At 62.3% G+C, this 16,026-nt stretch carries 18 protein-coding genes; 9 read left to right on the top strand and 9 right to left on the bottom strand.

Annotation, left to right across the window (positions count from 1 at the left end; all coding sequences use genetic code 11):
• Nucleotides 1-52: 52 nt before the first annotated feature.
• Nucleotides 53-931, bottom strand: coding sequence for an EamA family transporter (locus IB264_RS01045; protein WP_038575815.1), 879 nt, complete (start codon nucleotides 929-931; stop codon nucleotides 53-55).
• Nucleotides 932-1,028: 97 nt separating this feature from the next.
• Here IB264_RS01045 and IB264_RS01040 point away from each other — a divergent pair, with 97 nt between their 5' ends.
• Nucleotides 1,029-1,523 (top strand): MarR family winged helix-turn-helix transcriptional regulator, encoded by a 495-nt coding sequence (locus IB264_RS01040; RefSeq protein ID WP_025425572.1) that lies wholly within the window; start codon nucleotides 1,029-1,031, stop codon nucleotides 1,521-1,523.
• 9 nt (nucleotides 1,524-1,532) lie between these two features.
• Here the strand turns inward: IB264_RS01040 and IB264_RS01035 are convergent, their stop codons facing one another.
• From IB264_RS01035 to IB264_RS01020, 4 genes are all read right to left on the bottom strand, one after another.
• On the bottom strand, nucleotides 1,533-2,123 hold the full coding sequence (locus IB264_RS01035; RefSeq protein WP_025425571.1) for an NAD(P)H-dependent oxidoreductase: 591 nt from the start codon (nucleotides 2,121-2,123) through the stop codon (nucleotides 1,533-1,535).
• A gap of 175 nt (nucleotides 2,124-2,298) precedes the next feature.
• Nucleotides 2,299-2,886, bottom strand: a complete 588-nt coding sequence (locus IB264_RS01030; RefSeq protein WP_025425570.1) for a chloramphenicol phosphotransferase CPT family protein — start codon at nucleotides 2,884-2,886, stop codon at nucleotides 2,299-2,301.
• Nucleotides 2,887-3,034: 148 nt separating this feature from the next.
• Nucleotides 3,035-4,633, bottom strand: a complete 1,599-nt coding sequence (xseA, locus tag IB264_RS01025; protein WP_025425569.1) for an exodeoxyribonuclease VII large subunit — start codon at nucleotides 4,631-4,633, stop codon at nucleotides 3,035-3,037.
• Nucleotides 4,634-4,716: 83 nt separating this feature from the next.
• Nucleotides 4,717-6,531, bottom strand: a complete 1,815-nt coding sequence (locus tag IB264_RS01020) for a hypothetical protein (protein WP_038575812.1) — start codon at nucleotides 6,529-6,531, stop codon at nucleotides 4,717-4,719.
• A gap of 166 nt (nucleotides 6,532-6,697) precedes the next feature.
• On the opposite strand from IB264_RS01020, the gene IB264_RS01015 reads away from it, so the two are divergent.
• The 4 genes from IB264_RS01015 (at nucleotide 6,698) to IB264_RS01000 (ending at nucleotide 9,138) form a co-directional block, all read left to right on the top strand.
• Nucleotides 6,698-7,696 carry a glycosyltransferase gene (locus IB264_RS01015; protein ID WP_038576640.1) on the top strand — a complete coding sequence of 333 codons (999 nt, stop codon included), beginning with the start codon at nucleotides 6,698-6,700 and terminating at the stop codon, nucleotides 7,694-7,696.
• A gap of 28 nt (nucleotides 7,697-7,724) precedes the next feature.
• Nucleotides 7,725-8,435 carry a bifunctional 2-polyprenyl-6-hydroxyphenol methylase/3-demethylubiquinol 3-O-methyltransferase UbiG gene (locus tag IB264_RS01010; protein ID WP_025425567.1) on the top strand — a complete coding sequence of 237 codons (711 nt, stop codon included), beginning with the start codon at nucleotides 7,725-7,727 and terminating at the stop codon, nucleotides 8,433-8,435.
• A gap of 108 nt (nucleotides 8,436-8,543) precedes the next feature.
• Nucleotides 8,544-8,906 carry a transporter gene (locus IB264_RS01005; protein WP_025425566.1) on the top strand — a complete coding sequence of 121 codons (363 nt, stop codon included), beginning with the start codon at nucleotides 8,544-8,546 and terminating at the stop codon, nucleotides 8,904-8,906.
• 25 nt (nucleotides 8,907-8,931) lie between these two features.
• Nucleotides 8,932-9,138, top strand: a complete 207-nt coding sequence (locus tag IB264_RS01000) for a hypothetical protein (RefSeq protein WP_025425565.1) — start codon at nucleotides 8,932-8,934, stop codon at nucleotides 9,136-9,138.
• 4 nt (nucleotides 9,139-9,142) lie between these two features.
• Here the strand turns inward: IB264_RS01000 and IB264_RS00995 are convergent, their stop codons facing one another.
• On the bottom strand, nucleotides 9,143-9,922 hold the full coding sequence (locus IB264_RS00995) for a helix-turn-helix transcriptional regulator (RefSeq protein WP_025425564.1): 780 nt from the start codon (nucleotides 9,920-9,922) through the stop codon (nucleotides 9,143-9,145).
• A 128-nt stretch (nucleotides 9,923-10,050) separates the two neighbouring features.
• Between IB264_RS00995 and IB264_RS00990 the strand changes: the two genes are divergently transcribed.
• Nucleotides 10,051-10,458, top strand: a complete 408-nt coding sequence (locus tag IB264_RS00990) for a hypothetical protein (protein WP_025425563.1) — start codon at nucleotides 10,051-10,053, stop codon at nucleotides 10,456-10,458.
• 63 nt (nucleotides 10,459-10,521) lie between these two features.
• Here IB264_RS00990 and IB264_RS00985 read toward each other — a convergent pair whose 3' ends face one another.
• Nucleotides 10,522-11,508 carry a Gfo/Idh/MocA family protein gene (locus tag IB264_RS00985; RefSeq protein WP_025425562.1) on the bottom strand — a complete coding sequence of 329 codons (987 nt, stop codon included), beginning with the start codon at nucleotides 11,506-11,508 and terminating at the stop codon, nucleotides 10,522-10,524.
• A gap of 277 nt (nucleotides 11,509-11,785) precedes the next feature.
• Between IB264_RS00985 and IB264_RS00980 the strand changes: the two genes are divergently transcribed.
• Nucleotides 11,786-12,736 carry an aldo/keto reductase gene (locus tag IB264_RS00980; RefSeq protein WP_025425561.1) on the top strand — a complete coding sequence of 317 codons (951 nt, stop codon included), beginning with the start codon at nucleotides 11,786-11,788 and terminating at the stop codon, nucleotides 12,734-12,736.
• Nucleotides 12,737-12,755: 19 nt separating this feature from the next.
• On the top strand, nucleotides 12,756-13,229 hold the full coding sequence (locus tag IB264_RS00975) for a GNAT family N-acetyltransferase (RefSeq protein WP_025425560.1): 474 nt from the start codon (nucleotides 12,756-12,758) through the stop codon (nucleotides 13,227-13,229).
• Here IB264_RS00975 and IB264_RS00970 read toward each other — a convergent pair.
• Nucleotides 13,181-13,825: a hypothetical protein gene (locus tag IB264_RS00970; RefSeq protein ID WP_038576634.1), complete on the bottom strand. Its 645-nt coding sequence runs from the start codon at nucleotides 13,823-13,825 to the stop codon at nucleotides 13,181-13,183. The two genes, IB264_RS00975 and IB264_RS00970, sit on opposite strands and share 49 nt — an antisense overlap.
• An 86-nt stretch (nucleotides 13,826-13,911) precedes the next feature.
• A complete protein-coding gene (locus IB264_RS00965) occupies nucleotides 13,912-14,802 on the bottom strand; it encodes a LysR family transcriptional regulator (protein ID WP_025425558.1) in 891 nt (296 codons plus the stop codon).
• A 227-nt stretch (nucleotides 14,803-15,029) separates the two neighbouring features.
• Between IB264_RS00965 and IB264_RS00960 the strand changes: the two genes are divergently transcribed.
• A complete protein-coding gene (locus IB264_RS00960) occupies nucleotides 15,030-16,025 on the top strand; it encodes an aldo/keto reductase (protein ID WP_192433111.1) in 996 nt (331 codons plus the stop codon).
• The last annotated feature ends 1 nt before the right edge of the window (nucleotide 16,026 follow it).

Below are 16,026 nucleotides of genomic sequence, written 5' to 3'. Positions count from 1 at the left end.
GTCCAACCTCAGCGCTTGCCTGGATTGGTGAGCGAAGGGGGCACCTTGTTCTTCACGCACGGGCCGGGCGAACGCGAGGCGCCAGTTGCGCCCGCTGGCTCAGCCAGACGCTGATTAGCACGACGAGAATGCCCAGCGCCTGGACCGGTGTCAGACGTTCATCAAGCACACCCCAGCCGAGCAGGATCGCGACGACAGGACTTAGGAAGCCGAGCGGCGCTACGGCCGAGGGCTCGAGGCGCGACAGCCCCCGGAACCAGAGCAGATAGGTGAAGGCGGCGCCGATCAGGCCGAGATAGGCGAGGCCCGCGTAGTTCGCCATCGTCAGGGTCGGCAGGGCCGGCTCAAAGAAGAGAGCGACCGGCACCAGCAGCACTCCGCCGGCGGCAAGCTGCCAGGCGGTGAAGGTCAAGGGCGGCACGGGCGGCGCCCAGTGGCGGCTCAGAACCGTGCCGAAGGCCATCGACACGGCACCGGCAAGACCGGCAACGACGCCGAGTGGATCGAGCGTTGCGCCCGGTGTCAGCACAAGCAGGCCGACGCCGACGATGCCAGCAAGGCCGGCGATGATGCTCAGCGCGCGGATCGGCGAGCCGAGAAAGACGCGCGACAACAGGATGACGATCAGCGGCTGGATCGCGCCGACCGTGGCGGCGACGCCGCCGGGCAACCGGTAGGCAGACACGAACAGCATCGCCCAGAAGAACGAGAAATTGAGGGCGCCGAGCAGGAACGTGCGCGGCCACCAGATGCCTGAAGGCAGCTGGCGGACGATCAGCAGGAGCAAGAGCCCCGCCGGCAAGGCGCGCAACATGGCGACCGTCAAGGGATAGCCCGGCGGCAGCAGTTCGGTCGTGACCAGATAGGTGCTGCCCCAGATGGCAGGCGCCAGGGCGGTCAGGGCGAGGTCGGCGTTGCGGCTGGCGATCATGTCTCTACCTCAAGTATCTCTAGATCAAGATATCTCCGTTATAACCGATATTATCTTGACGTCAAGATATCTTCGCCTTAGGCATTTCGGAAGAACGGTGGAGGCTCAGATGGATCACGTCGATAGAATTCTGGCGCAGTGGCAACGCGAACGACCAGACCTGGACGTTTCGGCCATGGGCCTTCTCGGCCGCTTCACGCGGCTGCGTAACCATATCGGACGCGAGATCGAAAAGACCTTCGCCGAGCGCGGATTGACGTCGGCGAGCTTCGACGTGCTTGCGGCGCTCAGGCGCTCCGGATCACCCTTTCAGCTCTCACCCGGCGAACTGCTGGCGACCACCATGGTCAGTTCCGGCACGATGACCAACCGCATCGACCAGCTGGAAAAGCAGGGTCTCGTCCAGCGCCTCGACAATCCGGACGACCGCCGCGGCGTGATCATAGCGCTGACGGCGGAAGGCTTGGAACGCGTCGACGAGGCTGCGACGGCCCATGTCGCCAACCAGCACCGGGTCGTTGCAAGCCTTGCACCGGACGAGCGCGAAGCGCTGGATGCGGTGCTGCGGAAACTGCTTGCAACCTATGAATAGGGCTGACGATCAGATGCGTCCGGCGAGCTGCCGCACGCGGGCAAGGTGACGCTTACGTTTCTCATCCGTGGCCCGATCCATGTCGTGCAGGCTGACCATGCGGAAATCGAGGCCCTTGGCGCAGAAGGCGGCAATACCGCGCTTCAGCAGCCGCCGCACGGGGTTGCCCATATAAAGATGCACCACCCACCAGGGCGATCCCGTCGTCGTCAGCGCCCAGAAGAGCTTGATGTTCTTCAGCCGCGGGATGATGCGGCCGCCGGCCGGATCGTTGTCGAAGGCAACGCCCGGCACGAAGACCCGATCGAAGAAGCCCTTGAGGATCGCCGGAAAATTGAACCACCATTGCGGAAAAACCAGGACGATCCCGTCCGCTGCCTGCAGCCGCGCGATCAACCCGGCCGTTAAGCTGGCATCGTAGTTGTCGGTGAAATAGCTGCCGCGCTCTACCTTGCTCAACCTCGGATCGAAATCCTCGCGATAGAGATCGAGCAGATCGACGGTATGGCCACCGGCAACAAGCGCCCGTTGCGCTTCGCGGGCGACGCTGGCGGCAAAGCTGTCTTCCAGCGGATGGGCGAGCACGAGCAGAATATGCATCCATTGTTCCTACTGCATAAGACCTGGGATCGAGATCGATCGACGGAGAAAATGATCCAAAGAATCAATCTATTGCAATGACGATCTTTTGAGCCGTAGCGCGACCCGCCCGCGACGAACGCATGTCACCGGAAAATCGGCCGATTCCAAATGCGTTTGCCAAACTCGCCCTTGCTCAGAGACCGGAGGAGTAGGCGGGCCGGGAGCGCGCTTCCAAGGCCAGTTCCTCGAACACGGATGGCGACCGGCGCGACGCCCAGGCGGAAATCAGTTGCGCAGCGTTATCTTCAACGGCTTGCCCTGAATGAAGCTGGAGATCGTAGCGCTGCCCCTCGTGAATGCGATGGAAATCGTCTGTAGCGCTGCCGATCGGCCGGTCCGCGCGCAGCGTTTCCCGTCGGACAAGTTCCTGAAGCTCACAGTGGAGCGCGACGAAGAAGACATCGAAGGACTGCAGCATCATCGCCAGCTCAGACGCCCAACCGGGCTCCTCGAGAATGTGTTCCAGCAGGAGATTGTTGCCGGCCGAGGCATAGGCGACCAGGGAGCGGTGGAACCCTTCGAAGAAACGGGCACGGTATTCCTGCCACCTGAAGTCGCCGCGCCGGAATCTTTCCGTCGGCAACGTTCCCGAATCACGAATATGGTCAATCGAGACGTGCCAGAATGGCTCGCCGATTTGTGCCTGGACCGCGCGCGCCAGAGTGGATTTTCCACTGCTGGAAGCGCCGTGAATGAAGATAATCTTGGCTCGTTCGACCATATCTGACTTCCATTCCGCAGAGTGCTGTGAGCGCGGCGTTATGCTGCCTCCGTGACAGGGAAATGAAAAGCAGGCGTCATTGATGCAGGCCGCACAGTCAACCCGTCCTCGTTGGAAAGATGAGGGCTCCCGTGATCGCAAACCTTGCCTAGAACAGGCTGCCTTGCTTCGACGGGTCGCCACCGGAACCACCGGTTTTCGGCTGCTTCTTCCTGGCGGCCGCCTGGGCTGTCGGCTCCCCACCCTCACCCGCAATCGCCGAAACGCTGCCGTCGGCAAATTCCAGCGACAGCGCCATGCCGGGCGCAACGGCCGCGGCCTGGCGAACCGGGCCGCCCTCGCCGTCGCGCACCAGCGCAAAACCGCGCTGCAGGACATTGCGATAGGACAGCGATTGCAGGATGCGGTCCTGTGCGGCGATGACACCCGTCAACCGGCGAATGTCCGTGCGGATTGCCGCGTCGGACCGCGCAACCAGCCCAGCCACGCGATCCGTCGAGCGGTGGATCTGGGCCAGCAGGCGCGACGGCAGCGCGCGCAGCGACGCATCCGCCGCCGAGACACGCGACTGTCCGCGATGGACCTGACGCTCGACGACGCGCTCGGCGCGGTTCATCGCATCGTTTAGCCGTTGCCGACGATCGCCGAGCCGCGCCTTGACCAGATCCGGCCGCAGCTCCGCCGAAGCGCGCTCGAACATCCGGCGCTTGTTCGTTGTGTTCATCATCAGACCACGCCCGAGGCCGAGGGCAGCCTCGTCGAAGCGTCGACGCGGCAGCGCCAACAACTGATCGAGCGACGGCAGCGCCCGGGCAAGCGACCGCACCACTTGGCGACGGTTTTCCATCTGCCTGACCATGCCGGCCTTCAGCCGCGCCGAAAGGCCGGATACTTCCGCTTCCAGATCGGCCTTGACCGGCACGGCCATTTCCGCCGCCCCGGTCGGGGTCGGTGCGCGTTGGTCGGCAGCATAGTCGATCAACGTCCAGTCGGTCTCGTGACCGACGGCCGAGATCAGCGGGATGACGGACGCTGCCGCCGCGCGCACGACCGCCTCGTCGTTGAAACCCCAGAGATCTTCCAGGCTGCCGCCACCGCGCGCGACGATCAGGACGTCGGGGCGGGTGATCGGCCCGCCGGCTTCGCATTCGTTGAAGCCACGGATGGCCGCCGCCACCTCGTCTCCCGAGCCTTCGCCCTGGACCCTAACCGGCCAGACGACGACATGGACGGGGAACCGGTCGGCGATGCGGTGGAGGATATCGCGAATGACGGCCCCGGTCGGCGAAGTGACCACGCCGATCACCTTTGGCATAAAAGGCAGCGGCCGCTTGCGCGTCGCGTCGAACAGGCCTTCGGCGCCAAGCTTGCGCTTGCGCTCTTCCAAAAGCGCCATCAACGCGCCGGCACCGGCCGGCTCCAGCGTCTCGATGACGATCTGGTATTTCGACGAACCGGGGAAGGTCGTGACCTTGCCGGTGGCGATCACTTCCATGCCCTCTTCCGGGCGGAAGCGCAGCCGCGAGAAGGTGCCCTTCCAGATCACCGCATCGATGCGCGCCCGATCGTCCTTGAGCGCGAAATAGGCGTGCCCCGAAGAATGCGGCCCACGATAGCCCGAGATCTCGCCACGCACACGAACCTGATCGAAGGCCTGCTCGACCGTACGCTTGATCGAGCCGGAAAGCTCGGAGACCGAATATTCGGTGAGGTTGCTCGGAGAATCGTTGTCGAAAATGGAGCTCATGCCCATTTGTAGCCGACGAGAGGCCCAAGGTCAGCAGAACCGTGCGCCTTTCTACCGGTTTCTTCCTCCGCCGTCCCCGCTCGCTATGGCTTCAGCGCGTAGAGCAAAATGCTGGATTTCTCGGAAACAGGCAGCGGCGTCAGAAACTCCGGAACCCGACCGGCGGCGAGCTGCCCGTAGAGCCCCCGAGGTTCCCGCTTGATGATCATGTCTGCCTGAACATCGTTGGCGCAAAATGCCAGGATCGGTTCGTGCAACTTGCTCAGCATCGCCTTGGCATCAGATGGCGACGCCAGCCCGATCTTCAGCTCCATAAGCATGCCATCGGCATTGCGATGATAGGGCGCCGTCAAGACACGGTGGCTCGTGTATCTAAGGATCGAGGCGCCAATATCCGAAGGACCAACGATCATCGATGGCGGAAGACCTTCAAGATCTGAAAGAGCTGCCGGCGTCAGGCAGTTTTCGGTATTGGACGCCTGCGGCGCCTCCAGAGCGGCAAGGCCGTTGCGTGCCAAGGCGCCGCCGATTGCCCAGACTGCGGGCACCGAAAAAATCAGAACAAGGACATAGGCGAGCGATGCGCTCACGCCCCTGGTTCCCCCCTGCGACCAGGCTCGCATATCCACGAGCAGCAGCGAGAGCGGCAGGATTGCCAGAAGGTTGGAAAACGCCATCGCTCGCACCTGGACCATCGCGATGGCAAGATTGGCAGCAACAAGGGCGACGAGGATGAGATGCAGTCTGACCCGATCGCCCTGCCAAATGCGCCAGACACAGACGAGCGATGCAAAGACCCCACAGAAATAGTAGGCGCCGACGCTTGCCGGCTGGCGCGCCAGCACGGTCGCGAAGGATTGCGCCTCGGTCACACGGTCGAGCCAAAGTTCGATCAACAGCGGGTCAAGATCGGCAAGCGGGTTGCCAAGGCATTGGGGCGCAATAACGAGTGCGACAGCCAGGACGGAACAGGCACTGACGGCCAGCGCGACAAACCGAGCCGATATTCCGCGATCGCTAACAAATGCCGCAGACGCAGCCAGCACACAACCGCCGACAAGTGCCAGGGAGTAGAAGGCGATCGACAGGTTGTCACAGGTTGCCACGCGATAGAGGTGAGGCGGCACCGTGAGGAAGAACACAGTGCTCAAGGTAACTGCCAGTGAGATGCCGAAAGCGATGGTCGCACCAGCAACGTCCCGCCCGAGGAGCGCCCATTGCAACGCGACAATGGCACAAACGACCGCCACAAGCGGCGTCGTCTCGGCGCCGATGGCAATCGCCAGCGCCGCCGCCGCGCCGGCAATCACGTAGTTGCGCGCACGATGGCGCATGTCGACCAGCATCGCGGCCATCACTGCAGCCAGGACCAGCTGGACGTTGTGGTGATCGATGGCGCCACCCATAAACCGATTGCTGGTCACCACAAAGATCGCCGTCAGACCGAGGCAGAAATGCATGCATTGCGTTCCGCCAATACGACGGCCGGCGAGCCCCATGAACACCAGCAATGGAATGGCGAGGAAGATCGGCCAGATCGCAAGCGCCAGCACTTCGGCTCTGTCGGCACCGAAGAGCGGACTGAGCAAGGAAATGAGCCCGGCTATCGGCAGGTCGATCAGCCGCGACCAATGCATCTGCGTGCCGCCATCCAGACCGAGACGAAGCTGGACCAGGTCGAACCAGCCTTGACCGTTGAGCAGGTCTCGAACCTGAACCAGCCGCATGGCGTCATCATTGTCGCGGCCCACATAATCCGATGCGCGGAGGAAACGGACGGCCAAAAACAAGACGACGGGCGCGCCATAGAACAGGACCATCCAAGGCAAGCTCGACCAGAAGCGCATTTTTGCGGTCACTGCCGCCGGGTCCTGACGTCTCGCAATTCTGTCCAGCATCTTCTTACGCCCCTATCCTCCCAGGACCCTAATCGGGCGGGATCAAAAAACCGTAAAGTTGTACCGGGCTCCCGAAGACAAAGGCGCTGACGCGCATGTGCACTTTGGCGTGTTGTTAACCGGCGACACCTATCATGCGCTGACACTTTCAAATCGAGCTGCGCCGATGTTTGAACCCTTAAGCATTGCTGTCCTTCTGCCCTGCTACAACGAAGCTTCGACCATCGGCGGCGTCGTGCGCGACTTCAGAGCCGCATTGCCGACGGCCAGCATTCACGTCTTCGACAACAACTCGACGGACGGAACCGCCTTGCAGGCAATGCTCGCCGGCGCCACCGTCGTTCGCGAAAGACGGCAAGGCAAAGGACACGTGGTCCGGCGGATGTTCGCCGACATCGACGCGGATATCTACGTGATGGCAGATGGCGACGGCACCTACTCACCGGCTGACGCCGAGGACCTGATCCGCACGCTGATTACCGAACAGTCGGACATGGTCGTGGGGACGCGGCGCAATATTCGCGAAGATGCAGGCAGGCAGGGTCACGCGCTCGGCAACAAGCTCTTCAACTACCTCTACCGGTCGATCTTCGGTACGGATTTCAGTGACATCTTTTCCGGCTATCGCGTCTTCTCGCGACGGTTCGTGAAGAGTTTTCCGGCGATATCCGCCGGCTTCGAGATCGAGACCGAGATGTCGGTGCATGCCTCGCGGTTGAAGCTGCCGGTCAGCGAACTGGAGCTGGATTATGGCAGACGCCCCGAAGGCTCGCATTCCAAGCTCTCAACTTACCGCGACGGCGCCAAGATCCTCTGGATGTTCGCAATGCTGATGAAGGAAACGCGACCCTTCGCCTTCTTTGGTCTGATCAGCCTCGCTTTCATGACAACGAGCCTGATTTTCATGACGCCGGTGCTGATCGAATATTTCGGCACGGGGCTGGTTCCCCGCATGCCGACCTGGGTGCTTTCGATGGTGCTGCTGCTGATATCGATCACGATGTTCACCGCCGGCCTGATCCTGGACTCCGTATCGCGGGCCCGCACCGAGCAGTTGCGGCTGCATTACATGGCGACCGGCCGGCGCGCAGCGCGAGAGGCTGTCGTCGAAAAGCCGGCGGTCCCGCAGCTCCGTGCCCACCGGCGCGGACCGGACGCGGCCTAAGCTCACGAGATATATGGAACCCCTGTCGATGAACCGCGAAACCACCAACCGCATACGCTTTGTCATCGAAGACATATTGCCGCCGTTCGTCAGGGACTCACGCCTGTTCAAGGGCATGGCGAGCCTCGCCTGGGGCGAGCATATCGGCCACCTCGCCCGTTTTCGCGAACGTGCCCCCTTCCTGACGGCCTTAGAATACGAGCAGCTCTACAAGCAGCATCCACGCGTTCACGAAGGAACCGACAATTCCGAAGCCTGTGTTCGCAAGATTGCGGCCGAAGTACGCGGCAAATCCGTCTGCGATGTCGGTTGCGGCACCGGCGTGCTGCTGAAGCACATCCGAGGCGCGAACCCCGATCTGCGGCGCTTGACCGGCGTCGACTTCGCCATCGATGACGCGGCCACAATCGAGGGCGTGGAATACTTCGCGGCGATGATCGAAGAGCTTCCCTTCGCGGATGGCGAATTCGATACCGTCGTCTGCACCCACGTCATCGAGCATATCCTCGACTATCGCAAGGCGATTGCCGAACTGCGCCGTATCACCCGGCAGCGGCTGATCATCGTCGTTCCGCGCGAACGCGAATATCGCTACACCTTCAATCCGCATTTCAATTTCTTCCCCTATACGCACTCCTTCCTGCGGGCGATGCATCCTGTCCCAGCGCAACACGCGTGCATCGATATCGGTCGCGATATTTTCTATTGCGAAGACAAGGCCTACTGCATGTTTCCTTAAATCCTATTCGATTTAAGGATAAAAACATGCAGCAATTCAAAGTGCTACAGCGACCTTTGCGCGTCTAATGAGACGCGCGGCGCTGTAGCCGATGCGAGGTGCCCTGCGATGAATCTCAATCTCGCCCCGGCCGTTTGGTTTGGACTGTTCTTCACGCCGGTTTTGATCTCGGCCGGCCAGATCCTTTTCAAGCTGACGAGCGCCAAGACGGGAAGCCCTGACGCACAGGGCCTGCTGGCGCTCATCTTCAGTCCGACGCTGCTGACGGCCCTGATCGTCTACGGCTTCGGCACGATCATCTGGATCTTCACCATCAGGTCGGTACCGCTGACCATCGCCTACTCGTTCATGGCCCTGACCTTTTGCATCGTGCCGCTGCTTGCCGCCGTCTTCCTCGGCGAAGCCTTGACGCTGCGCTATGTCGGTGGCGCGGTGCTGATCATCGGCGGCATGATCATCATCAACTCCTGACGGCGATGCCAGCAATGTGGGTTTCATGATCATTATCGCCACCGTCATGCTCGGCATGCTTGTCGCAGGCCTCCGTTCGCCTCGGACATGCCTGTTCGTTGCCGGCGTGCTTTCCATCCTGGCGGGTGCAGGTGGTGACTGGGTGCAGGTTGCAGCAGCGATCGGCGGCTACAACATGGGCATTGCACTGACGCTGTGCGGCGCCATCGTCGCTGGCGTGCATAACGGCTGACACGTCATCCCTTGCGTTCGAAGAAGGTTCTGGTTTCCTCGTTGGCCGGGAAGAAGGATTCGATCAGCACACCTTCCACTAGGGCGTCCTGGGTCGAGCCGAAGGTCTGCAGCGTGGTGATGAAGCTCAACGTAACCGGCCCGACGCGCAACTCGACAGGCAGAACCGGTAGCCGGTCGGTATCCGGATAGTTTTCGACCGCGCGCTTGACGGCGGGATCGGCCGCCAGTTTCTCCAGCCTCTTGCCAAGGCGACTCCTCGGCCCCTGCAGCCAGGCTTCGGTGCGAACGCGCTGGACCAGATCGGCGGCCGCAGCCTCCCAATTGACGACGAGGGCGCGGACATTTTCCGACGAGAGAAAAGCATCGAGAAAGTTCTGGCCGGGATTGAAAGGCACGTCGGCCGAAACGGCGAGCGCCGCCAGCGCCGGATTGACGATCAGGAGCGTGTATTCATGATCGAGCACCAGGCCCGGATAGGGATCGTGGCGAGCAAGGATGAGCCGGATGGCATTGGCCACGGCGGCGGGCATGGCATCGAGCCCCGACGCAGGGCGCGTCGTCATGCGCGGACGATATCCGGCGGCTGAAAACAGCGTGCCCTGGTCGCGCGCAGGAATGTCGAGCACCGAGGCCAGACGCAGGATCATGCCTTCCGATGGCTTCGATCGGCCGGTTTCGAGGAAGGAAAGGTGCCGCGTCGAGATGCCGGCAGCCACCGCCAGGTCAAGCTGGCTCATGCGGCGGTGCCCACGCCATTCCTTCAGGTGATTGCCGAATTCCATCGATGCCGATCTCCGTTGTGCCGGCAGATTGGCGCAGGCGCTGCGCAAAATCCACTACCTGCGAGGTAATTGGTTTCATGACCGGGAGGCGGCAACATCCGGATATCGACAAACGAATGGAGCCGAAAATGTTGAACCTTTCCAACCGCAGCCTGCTCAACAAGACCTTCCTCGCCGATGGCGCATTTTCGCTCCTCACCGGCGCGGTCCTCATCCTCGGTGCGGCCCCGCTCGCCGCTCTCATCAGCCCTGTCGCCACCCCGCTGATGATAAAGCTGCTTGGCGTCGGGCTTCTGGCCTGGGGGATTTTCCATCTCTCGGCCGCCCGCAACGGTGGGCCGGTTTCGGCTGCCGCCCGCGTCAGTATCGGCGGCGACGTCCTGTGGCAGATCGCAAGCCTTGCACTGCTTGCAACCGCCTATAACTCGCTGACGCCCATCGGCGTCGGGTTCTTGATCGTCGGCCTGATCGGCGTCGGCGACTTCCTGTTCTTCAAGGTGAAGGGCTTCGCCAGGGAGCGCGCGGCGCTGGCCTGATCCGACAACAACGAGAAATGCCCGCCGGCTCGCGCCGGCGGGCTTTTTCTTTCATTAGCCGGCTCAGATCTTTTCCCAGCCGTCCTTGTCGCTGGCGCGGTAGATCGCATCGATGAGCTTCTGGTTGAGCCGCGAGTTTTCGAGCGTGACCACTTCCTCGGCTTCGCCCTTTGCAGCGCGCGCAAACGCTTCCGCCTGCAGCTTGTACTGGCGTGCATCCTGGAAGCGGAAGAGCTGCGACTGGGCGTGGTTCTGGTTGGTGAGCTCCACTTCCTCGCGCCCGTAGCGGTCGGCATTGAACGGCGATTTCACCTCGATGAAACCCTTGTCGCCGTGGAAGACCATGACCTGGCGGGCGGCAAGCTGCGTGGAGATATAGAAGCTCAGTTCGAAATCACCGAAGTCGGCGCGCACGCTCGAATAGATGTCGGTGCCGAATTCCGGGTCGCGATCAGTGCTTGCCTGCACGCGCACCGGCTCCTTGGCCGTCACGAAGCGCGTGGTGATCGTCGGGTAGACGCCGATATCCGGCAGGCCGCCGCCACCGAGTGCCGGAATGTTGCGCATGTTGCCGGGGTCGCGGTTGAAATAGGTGAAGGCACCCTGCACGTGTCGAAGTCGGCCGATAGCCCCTTCGGCAAGCAGCGAGCGGGCCTTGCGCCAGACGGGGCTGTAGGTGACCATGAAGGCTTCGGCGATCAGCACCTTGTTGCGATCGCGCGCCGCGATCAATGCATCGATCTCGGATGCCCGCAGCGCAATCGGCTTTTCGCAGAGCACATGTTTGCCGGCATTGGCAGCCTTGATCGTCCACTCCACGTGCTGCGAGGTCGGCAGCGGGATATAGACCGCATCGATCGTGTCGGAGGCGAGCATCTCCTCATAGGATCCGAAGGCGTGCGGCGCGGAAAAGCGGTCGGCCATGGCGCGCGCCTTTGCGAGGTCGCGGCTGGCGACTGCCGAAACGACGCAGTTCTCGGCGTCCTGAATGGCGGGCACGACGAGATCGCGGCCGATCTTGGCCGTGGACAGAATTCCGAAACGAAACATAGCGGGGCTCCCTGATTTGGCGGCTGAGACTACTGCATGATTCCTTAAACCGGAATCGATTTAAGGAGAAAATCATGCAGCAGTTTAAAGCGTTACAGCGCCTTTAGCGCGTCATATGACGCGCGGCGCCGTAGCGGCGAGGTGCGTACCTATCAAGCGGCGACGACCGATAAAAAAGACCGGCGGCAGGTGACAAGCTTTGTTCGCTTGCCTTATGTTCGTGCCGGCATCCTCCCGATCGCGCACTTGCTTTCATCCAGTCCAATGGAGCGAAACCATGGAAAAACGCAGACTTGGCCGCACTAACCTTTCAATCGCGCCGCTTGTCTTCGGCGGCAATGTCTTCGGCTGGACAGCTGACGAAAAGACGTCCTTCGCCCTGCTCGACGCCTTCTTCGATGCCGGCCTTAATGCCATCGACACCGCTGACGTCTACTCGTCCTGGGCACCAGGAAACCAGGGCGGCGAATCCGAGACGATCATCGGCAAATGGCTGAAACAGTCCGGCCACAGCCGCGACAAGGCTGTGATCGTTACCAAGGTCGGTTCCGAGCTTGGGCCGGACCGCAAGGGCCTGTCACGCCGCTGGGTCCTGCAGGCGGTCGAGGATTCACTGAAGCGGCTGCAGACTGATTATATCGACCTTTACCTCTCGCACTGGCCAGACCCCGAAACGCCTTACGAAGAAACACTTGCCGCCTATGACCAGCTTTTGTCTGAGGGCAAGGTGCGCGCCGTCGGCGCCTCGAACCTGAACTCGCTGCAGCTGCGCGAAGCGCTCGATGTCAGCGCCAATGGCGGCCTGCCGCGCTATGCGGTGCTGCAGCCGGAATACAATCTCTACGATCGCGACAGTTTCGACGGGCCGTTGCGCGATCTTTGCGTCAGCGAAGAGATCGGCGTCATCAGTTATTTCGGCCTGGCGCGCGGCTTCCTCTCGGGCAAATACCGCACGCACAAGGACCTTGAAGGGTCGGCGCGCGGCTCGGGCGTCGAAAAATATCTCGACGGCCGCGGCATGCGCATCCTCGGCGTGCTCGACGAAATCGCTGAAGAGACCGGAGCAACGCAGGCCGAGATTGCGCTCGCTTGGGTGCGAAACCGCAAGGGCATCACCGCTCCCATCGCCAGCGCCACCAATCTCGACCAGTTGACGAGCCTCATCCGTTCGACCCAGCTGACCTTGAGCGACGAGGCAATTCGACAGCTCAACGACGTCAGCGAATAGCAGGAGCAAGGCAAGGACGATGGCATTGAGCATACGGGCGGCGACCGCCAGCGACGAAACGCATTGGCGCCGCCTGTGGGCCGGCTATGTCGCCTTTTCCGGCATTGAGCTGGCGGAGGACATCGTCAGTCTGACCTGGAGCCGCCTCATCGATCCCGCTGCACCGCTCTTTGCCCGGCTGGCGATCCTCGATGGCGAACCGGTCGGTTTCGTGATCTGCCAGGAACAGCTCGCGACCTTCTTCCGACACCCCATCTGCTACATCGAGGATCTCTACGTTGATCCATCAGCGCGCGGCCAAGGCGTCGCCCGCGCCATGATCGACGACCTGATCGCGCTCTGCCAGGCGTCGGACTGGGACCGGCTCTATTGGTATACCGAACGCGACAATGCCGTGGCGCGCCGTCTCTACGACCGCTACTCGGCAACCGACGACCACGTGCGCTACAAGTTGACTTTCGGCACGTTCACCGGCTCGGGCAAGAGTGCGTAGAACGCATGATGGCTGCCGTGCTGGTTCGCCATGCCGGGCTTGGTCAGCATCCCGCGCGGCTCGGCGAAGCTTCGGATCCGGCGCGCCGGCCGCTCGTGCCATTGGATATTGAACGCCCAGAGTTTCGGAAAGAAACAGAGCGATGAATAGGGCAGATGGTCGTGGATCCACCAGGCGATCGACTGCCAGCCGCCGAGCTCGTGGCGACGGTCCCAGACCCAGGGAATGACGATGCAGGCGGATGCGCCGATGCAGCCGTCCGCATCGCGCATGTCCCAGATGTGATCGGCCGCCGACGCCGCATTGCTCGAGCAGTTGAGACCGCGGGCATTGCCAAAACCGTTGACCGCGCGGTTTCGGTATCCGGAGCGAATGGTCAAACGGCCGAAGGTCGCTTCCAGCGGTTCCAGTAGCTCCTCGCACAACCGCCGCCCGGCCTCGATCGCCAGCTCGGGATCATCGGGTATATTCGGGATACGATGAAAATCGGCGATCTCCGAATGCAGGAACTCGCGCAAGAAGAAGTTTTTCGACAGCCGCACGCGCCCGAGATCTTCCAATGCGGTTTCTTCACTGCGCTTCCCCTCGTGACACACCGCGTCAGCGCGACTTTGCCCGGCCGACCGGCGATTGCAAGTCCGATGCAAACGCCGATAGCCGTTGATGAGGGCCATCAACCGGCCTAGCTCGCATGCTTGAAGAAATCGATGAAGGCGCGAAGGGCCGGGCGCATCTGGCGCCGGCTCGGATAGTAGAGAAACGGGCCGGCATAGGGCGCGCACCAATCCTCGAGCACGCGGATCAACCGCCCTTCGGCGATTGGCGTTTCCACCCGCGAGAGGAAGAGATAGGCAAGCCCTGCTCCACCCATCGCCGCCTTGATAATCGGCCGGTCTTCCCCAAGGATTAACGGCCCCTCGACGGAAACCGTCAATTCCTCGCCGTGCCTCTCGAACTCCCAGCGATAGAGCGTGCCATTGGAAAAGCGTCGCCGGATGCAGCGGTGGCCGGCGAGATCGCTCGGATGAAAGGGGCGGCCGAAACGCTCGAAATAATCGGGCGATGCAACAACCGCACTTTCCAGCTCCGGCCCGACCTTGACGGCGATCATATCGGCTTCGAGGCTTTCGCCGAGTCGGATGCCGGCGTCGTAGCCTTGTTCGACGATGTCGGTGAAACCATCCTCGTTGGCGATTTCCAGCACGATCTCCGGGTAGCGGTTGAGAAAGGCACCAAGCCGGGGCGCCAGGATAAGATCGGCGGCAAATCGCGGCGCCGTGATGCGCAGATTGCCGGCCGGACGGTCGCGCGTGTCCGTGGCAGCCTCCAGCGCGTGGGCGATCTCGTCGAGCGCCGGTGCCAGTCGTTCAAGGAGGCGCCGCCCCTCCTCGGTCGGCGCGACGCTGCGGGTGGTGCGCGATAAAAGCCGCACACCAAGGCTCGCTTCAAGGCTGCCGACCGCGTGGCTGACGGCCGATGGTGCGATGGCAAGCTCGCGGGCGGCACCACGGAAGCTGCCATGGGCGGCAACCGCGGCAAGGACGGCGAGTTGGGAAAGCTGGGTCCTGTTCATTGATCTAAATAATAGAACAGCCCGTGAGAGTTGACAGAGATTTTCAACCGCATGCTGCGGCCCTATCCTTTGATCATCGTCGTAGCCAGACGGCACCGGGAAGAGCGGCATGCAGGACGCCGCTTGGAGCCGACTGGCCAAGCGCCGACGAATACCGGGCGTTTCGATGCGTTCGCGGGCCACCCTGGCGCGCCTGCATGGTCGCCCCTACCCCGAAAGGACATGACATGAAGACCCGCAAACTCGGGAATGAACTGACCGTCTCCGCCATTGGTCTTGGCTGCATGGGCATGAGCTTTGCCTATGGCGGCGCCGACGAGGCGGAATCGATCCGCACGCTGCAGCGCGCCGTCGACCTCGGCGTCACCTTCTTCGACACGGCCGAAGTCTATGGCCCTTACGAGAATGAAAAGCTTGTCGGCCGGGCGTTGAAGCCGCTACGCGACAAGGTCACGATCGCGACTAAATTCGGCTTCCGCATAGAGCCCGGCAAACCAGCGGCCGAGGCGATCAAAGGCATCGACGGTCGACCGGAAAACGCAAGGGCCGTGGCTGACGCCTCGCTGAAGAGGCTTGGGATCGATGTGATCGACCTCTACTACCAGCACCGCGTCGATCCCGGGGTTCCGATCGAGGAAACCGTCGGCGCCATGGCCGATCTGGTGCGCCAGGGCAAGGTGCGCACGCTCGGGCTTTCCGAGGCAAGTTCCGAAACGATCCGACGTGCCCACAAGGTGCATCCGATCGCGGCGGTCCAGAGCGAATATTCGCTTTGGTCGCGAGACCCGGAAGAGGACGTGCTGGCGACCTGCCGCGACCTCGGCATCGGCTTCGTGCCCTATAGCCCGCTTGGGCGCGGCATGCTGACGGGCACGATCCGCAAGGCTGACGATCTTGCAGCGGACGATTTCCGTCGCTCGTTGCCGCGCTTCCAGGCGGAAAACCTCGGCGCCAACGCCGCCCTTGTCGAAACGCTGGAAGCGCTCGCGCGCGAAAAAGGCGTAACCGCCCCCCAGTTGGCGCTCGCCTGGGTGATCAATCAGGGCGACTTCATCGTGCCCATCCCCGGCGCGCGCAAGCTCCACCACCTGGAGCAGAATGCGGCCGCGGCCGATATCGTGCTGAGCGCTGACGAACTTGCCCGGCTCGGCGATGCGCTGTCGCCGGCGCTCGTTGCTGGCAAGCGCTATACGGAAGCATCGCTGGCGCTCACCAATCGTTGAA

The organism is Ensifer sp. ENS11 (genome assembly GCF_014851895.1).
GTDB lineage: Bacteria > Pseudomonadota > Alphaproteobacteria > Rhizobiales > Rhizobiaceae > Ensifer > Ensifer canadensis.
This window is presented reverse-complemented; position numbering and strand designations above follow the sequence as displayed.

Coding starts and splice junctions, on each gene's coding strand:
- IB264_RS00965 (WP_025425558.1), bottom strand. CDS start 14,802: ATGAACAGGACCCAGCTTTCCCAACTCGCCGTCCTTGCCGCGGTTGCC.
- IB264_RS01010 (WP_025425567.1), top strand. CDS start 7,725: ATGAACCGCGAAACCACCAACCGCATACGCTTTGTCATCGAAGACATA.
- IB264_RS01035 (WP_025425571.1), bottom strand. CDS start 2,123: ATGCATATTCTGCTCGTGCTCGCCCATCCGCTGGAAGACAGCTTTGCC.
- IB264_RS01030 (WP_025425570.1), bottom strand. CDS start 2,886: ATGGTCGAACGAGCCAAGATTATCTTCATTCACGGCGCTTCCAGCAGT.
- IB264_RS00995 (WP_025425564.1), bottom strand. CDS start 9,922: ATGGAATTCGGCAATCACCTGAAGGAATGGCGTGGGCACCGCCGCATG.
- IB264_RS00960 (WP_192433111.1), top strand. CDS start 15,030: ATGAAGACCCGCAAACTCGGGAATGAACTGACCGTCTCCGCCATTGGT.
- IB264_RS00975 (WP_025425560.1), top strand. CDS start 12,756: ATGGCATTGAGCATACGGGCGGCGACCGCCAGCGACGAAACGCATTGG.
- IB264_RS00985 (WP_025425562.1), bottom strand. CDS start 11,508: ATGTTTCGTTTCGGAATTCTGTCCACGGCCAAGATCGGCCGCGATCTC.
- IB264_RS01045 (WP_038575815.1), bottom strand. CDS start 931: ATGATCGCCAGCCGCAACGCCGACCTCGCCCTGACCGCCCTGGCGCCT.
- IB264_RS01005 (WP_025425566.1), top strand. CDS start 8,544: ATGAATCTCAATCTCGCCCCGGCCGTTTGGTTTGGACTGTTCTTCACG.
- IB264_RS01015 (WP_038576640.1), top strand. CDS start 6,698: ATGTTTGAACCCTTAAGCATTGCTGTCCTTCTGCCCTGCTACAACGAA.
- IB264_RS00980 (WP_025425561.1), top strand. CDS start 11,786: ATGGAAAAACGCAGACTTGGCCGCACTAACCTTTCAATCGCGCCGCTT.
- IB264_RS00990 (WP_025425563.1), top strand. CDS start 10,051: ATGTTGAACCTTTCCAACCGCAGCCTGCTCAACAAGACCTTCCTCGCC.
- IB264_RS01020 (WP_038575812.1), bottom strand. CDS start 6,531: ATGCTGGACAGAATTGCGAGACGTCAGGACCCGGCGGCAGTGACCGCA.
- IB264_RS01000 (WP_025425565.1), top strand. CDS start 8,932: ATGATCATTATCGCCACCGTCATGCTCGGCATGCTTGTCGCAGGCCTC.
- xseA (WP_025425569.1), bottom strand. CDS start 4,633: ATGAGCTCCATTTTCGACAACGATTCTCCGAGCAACCTCACCGAATAT.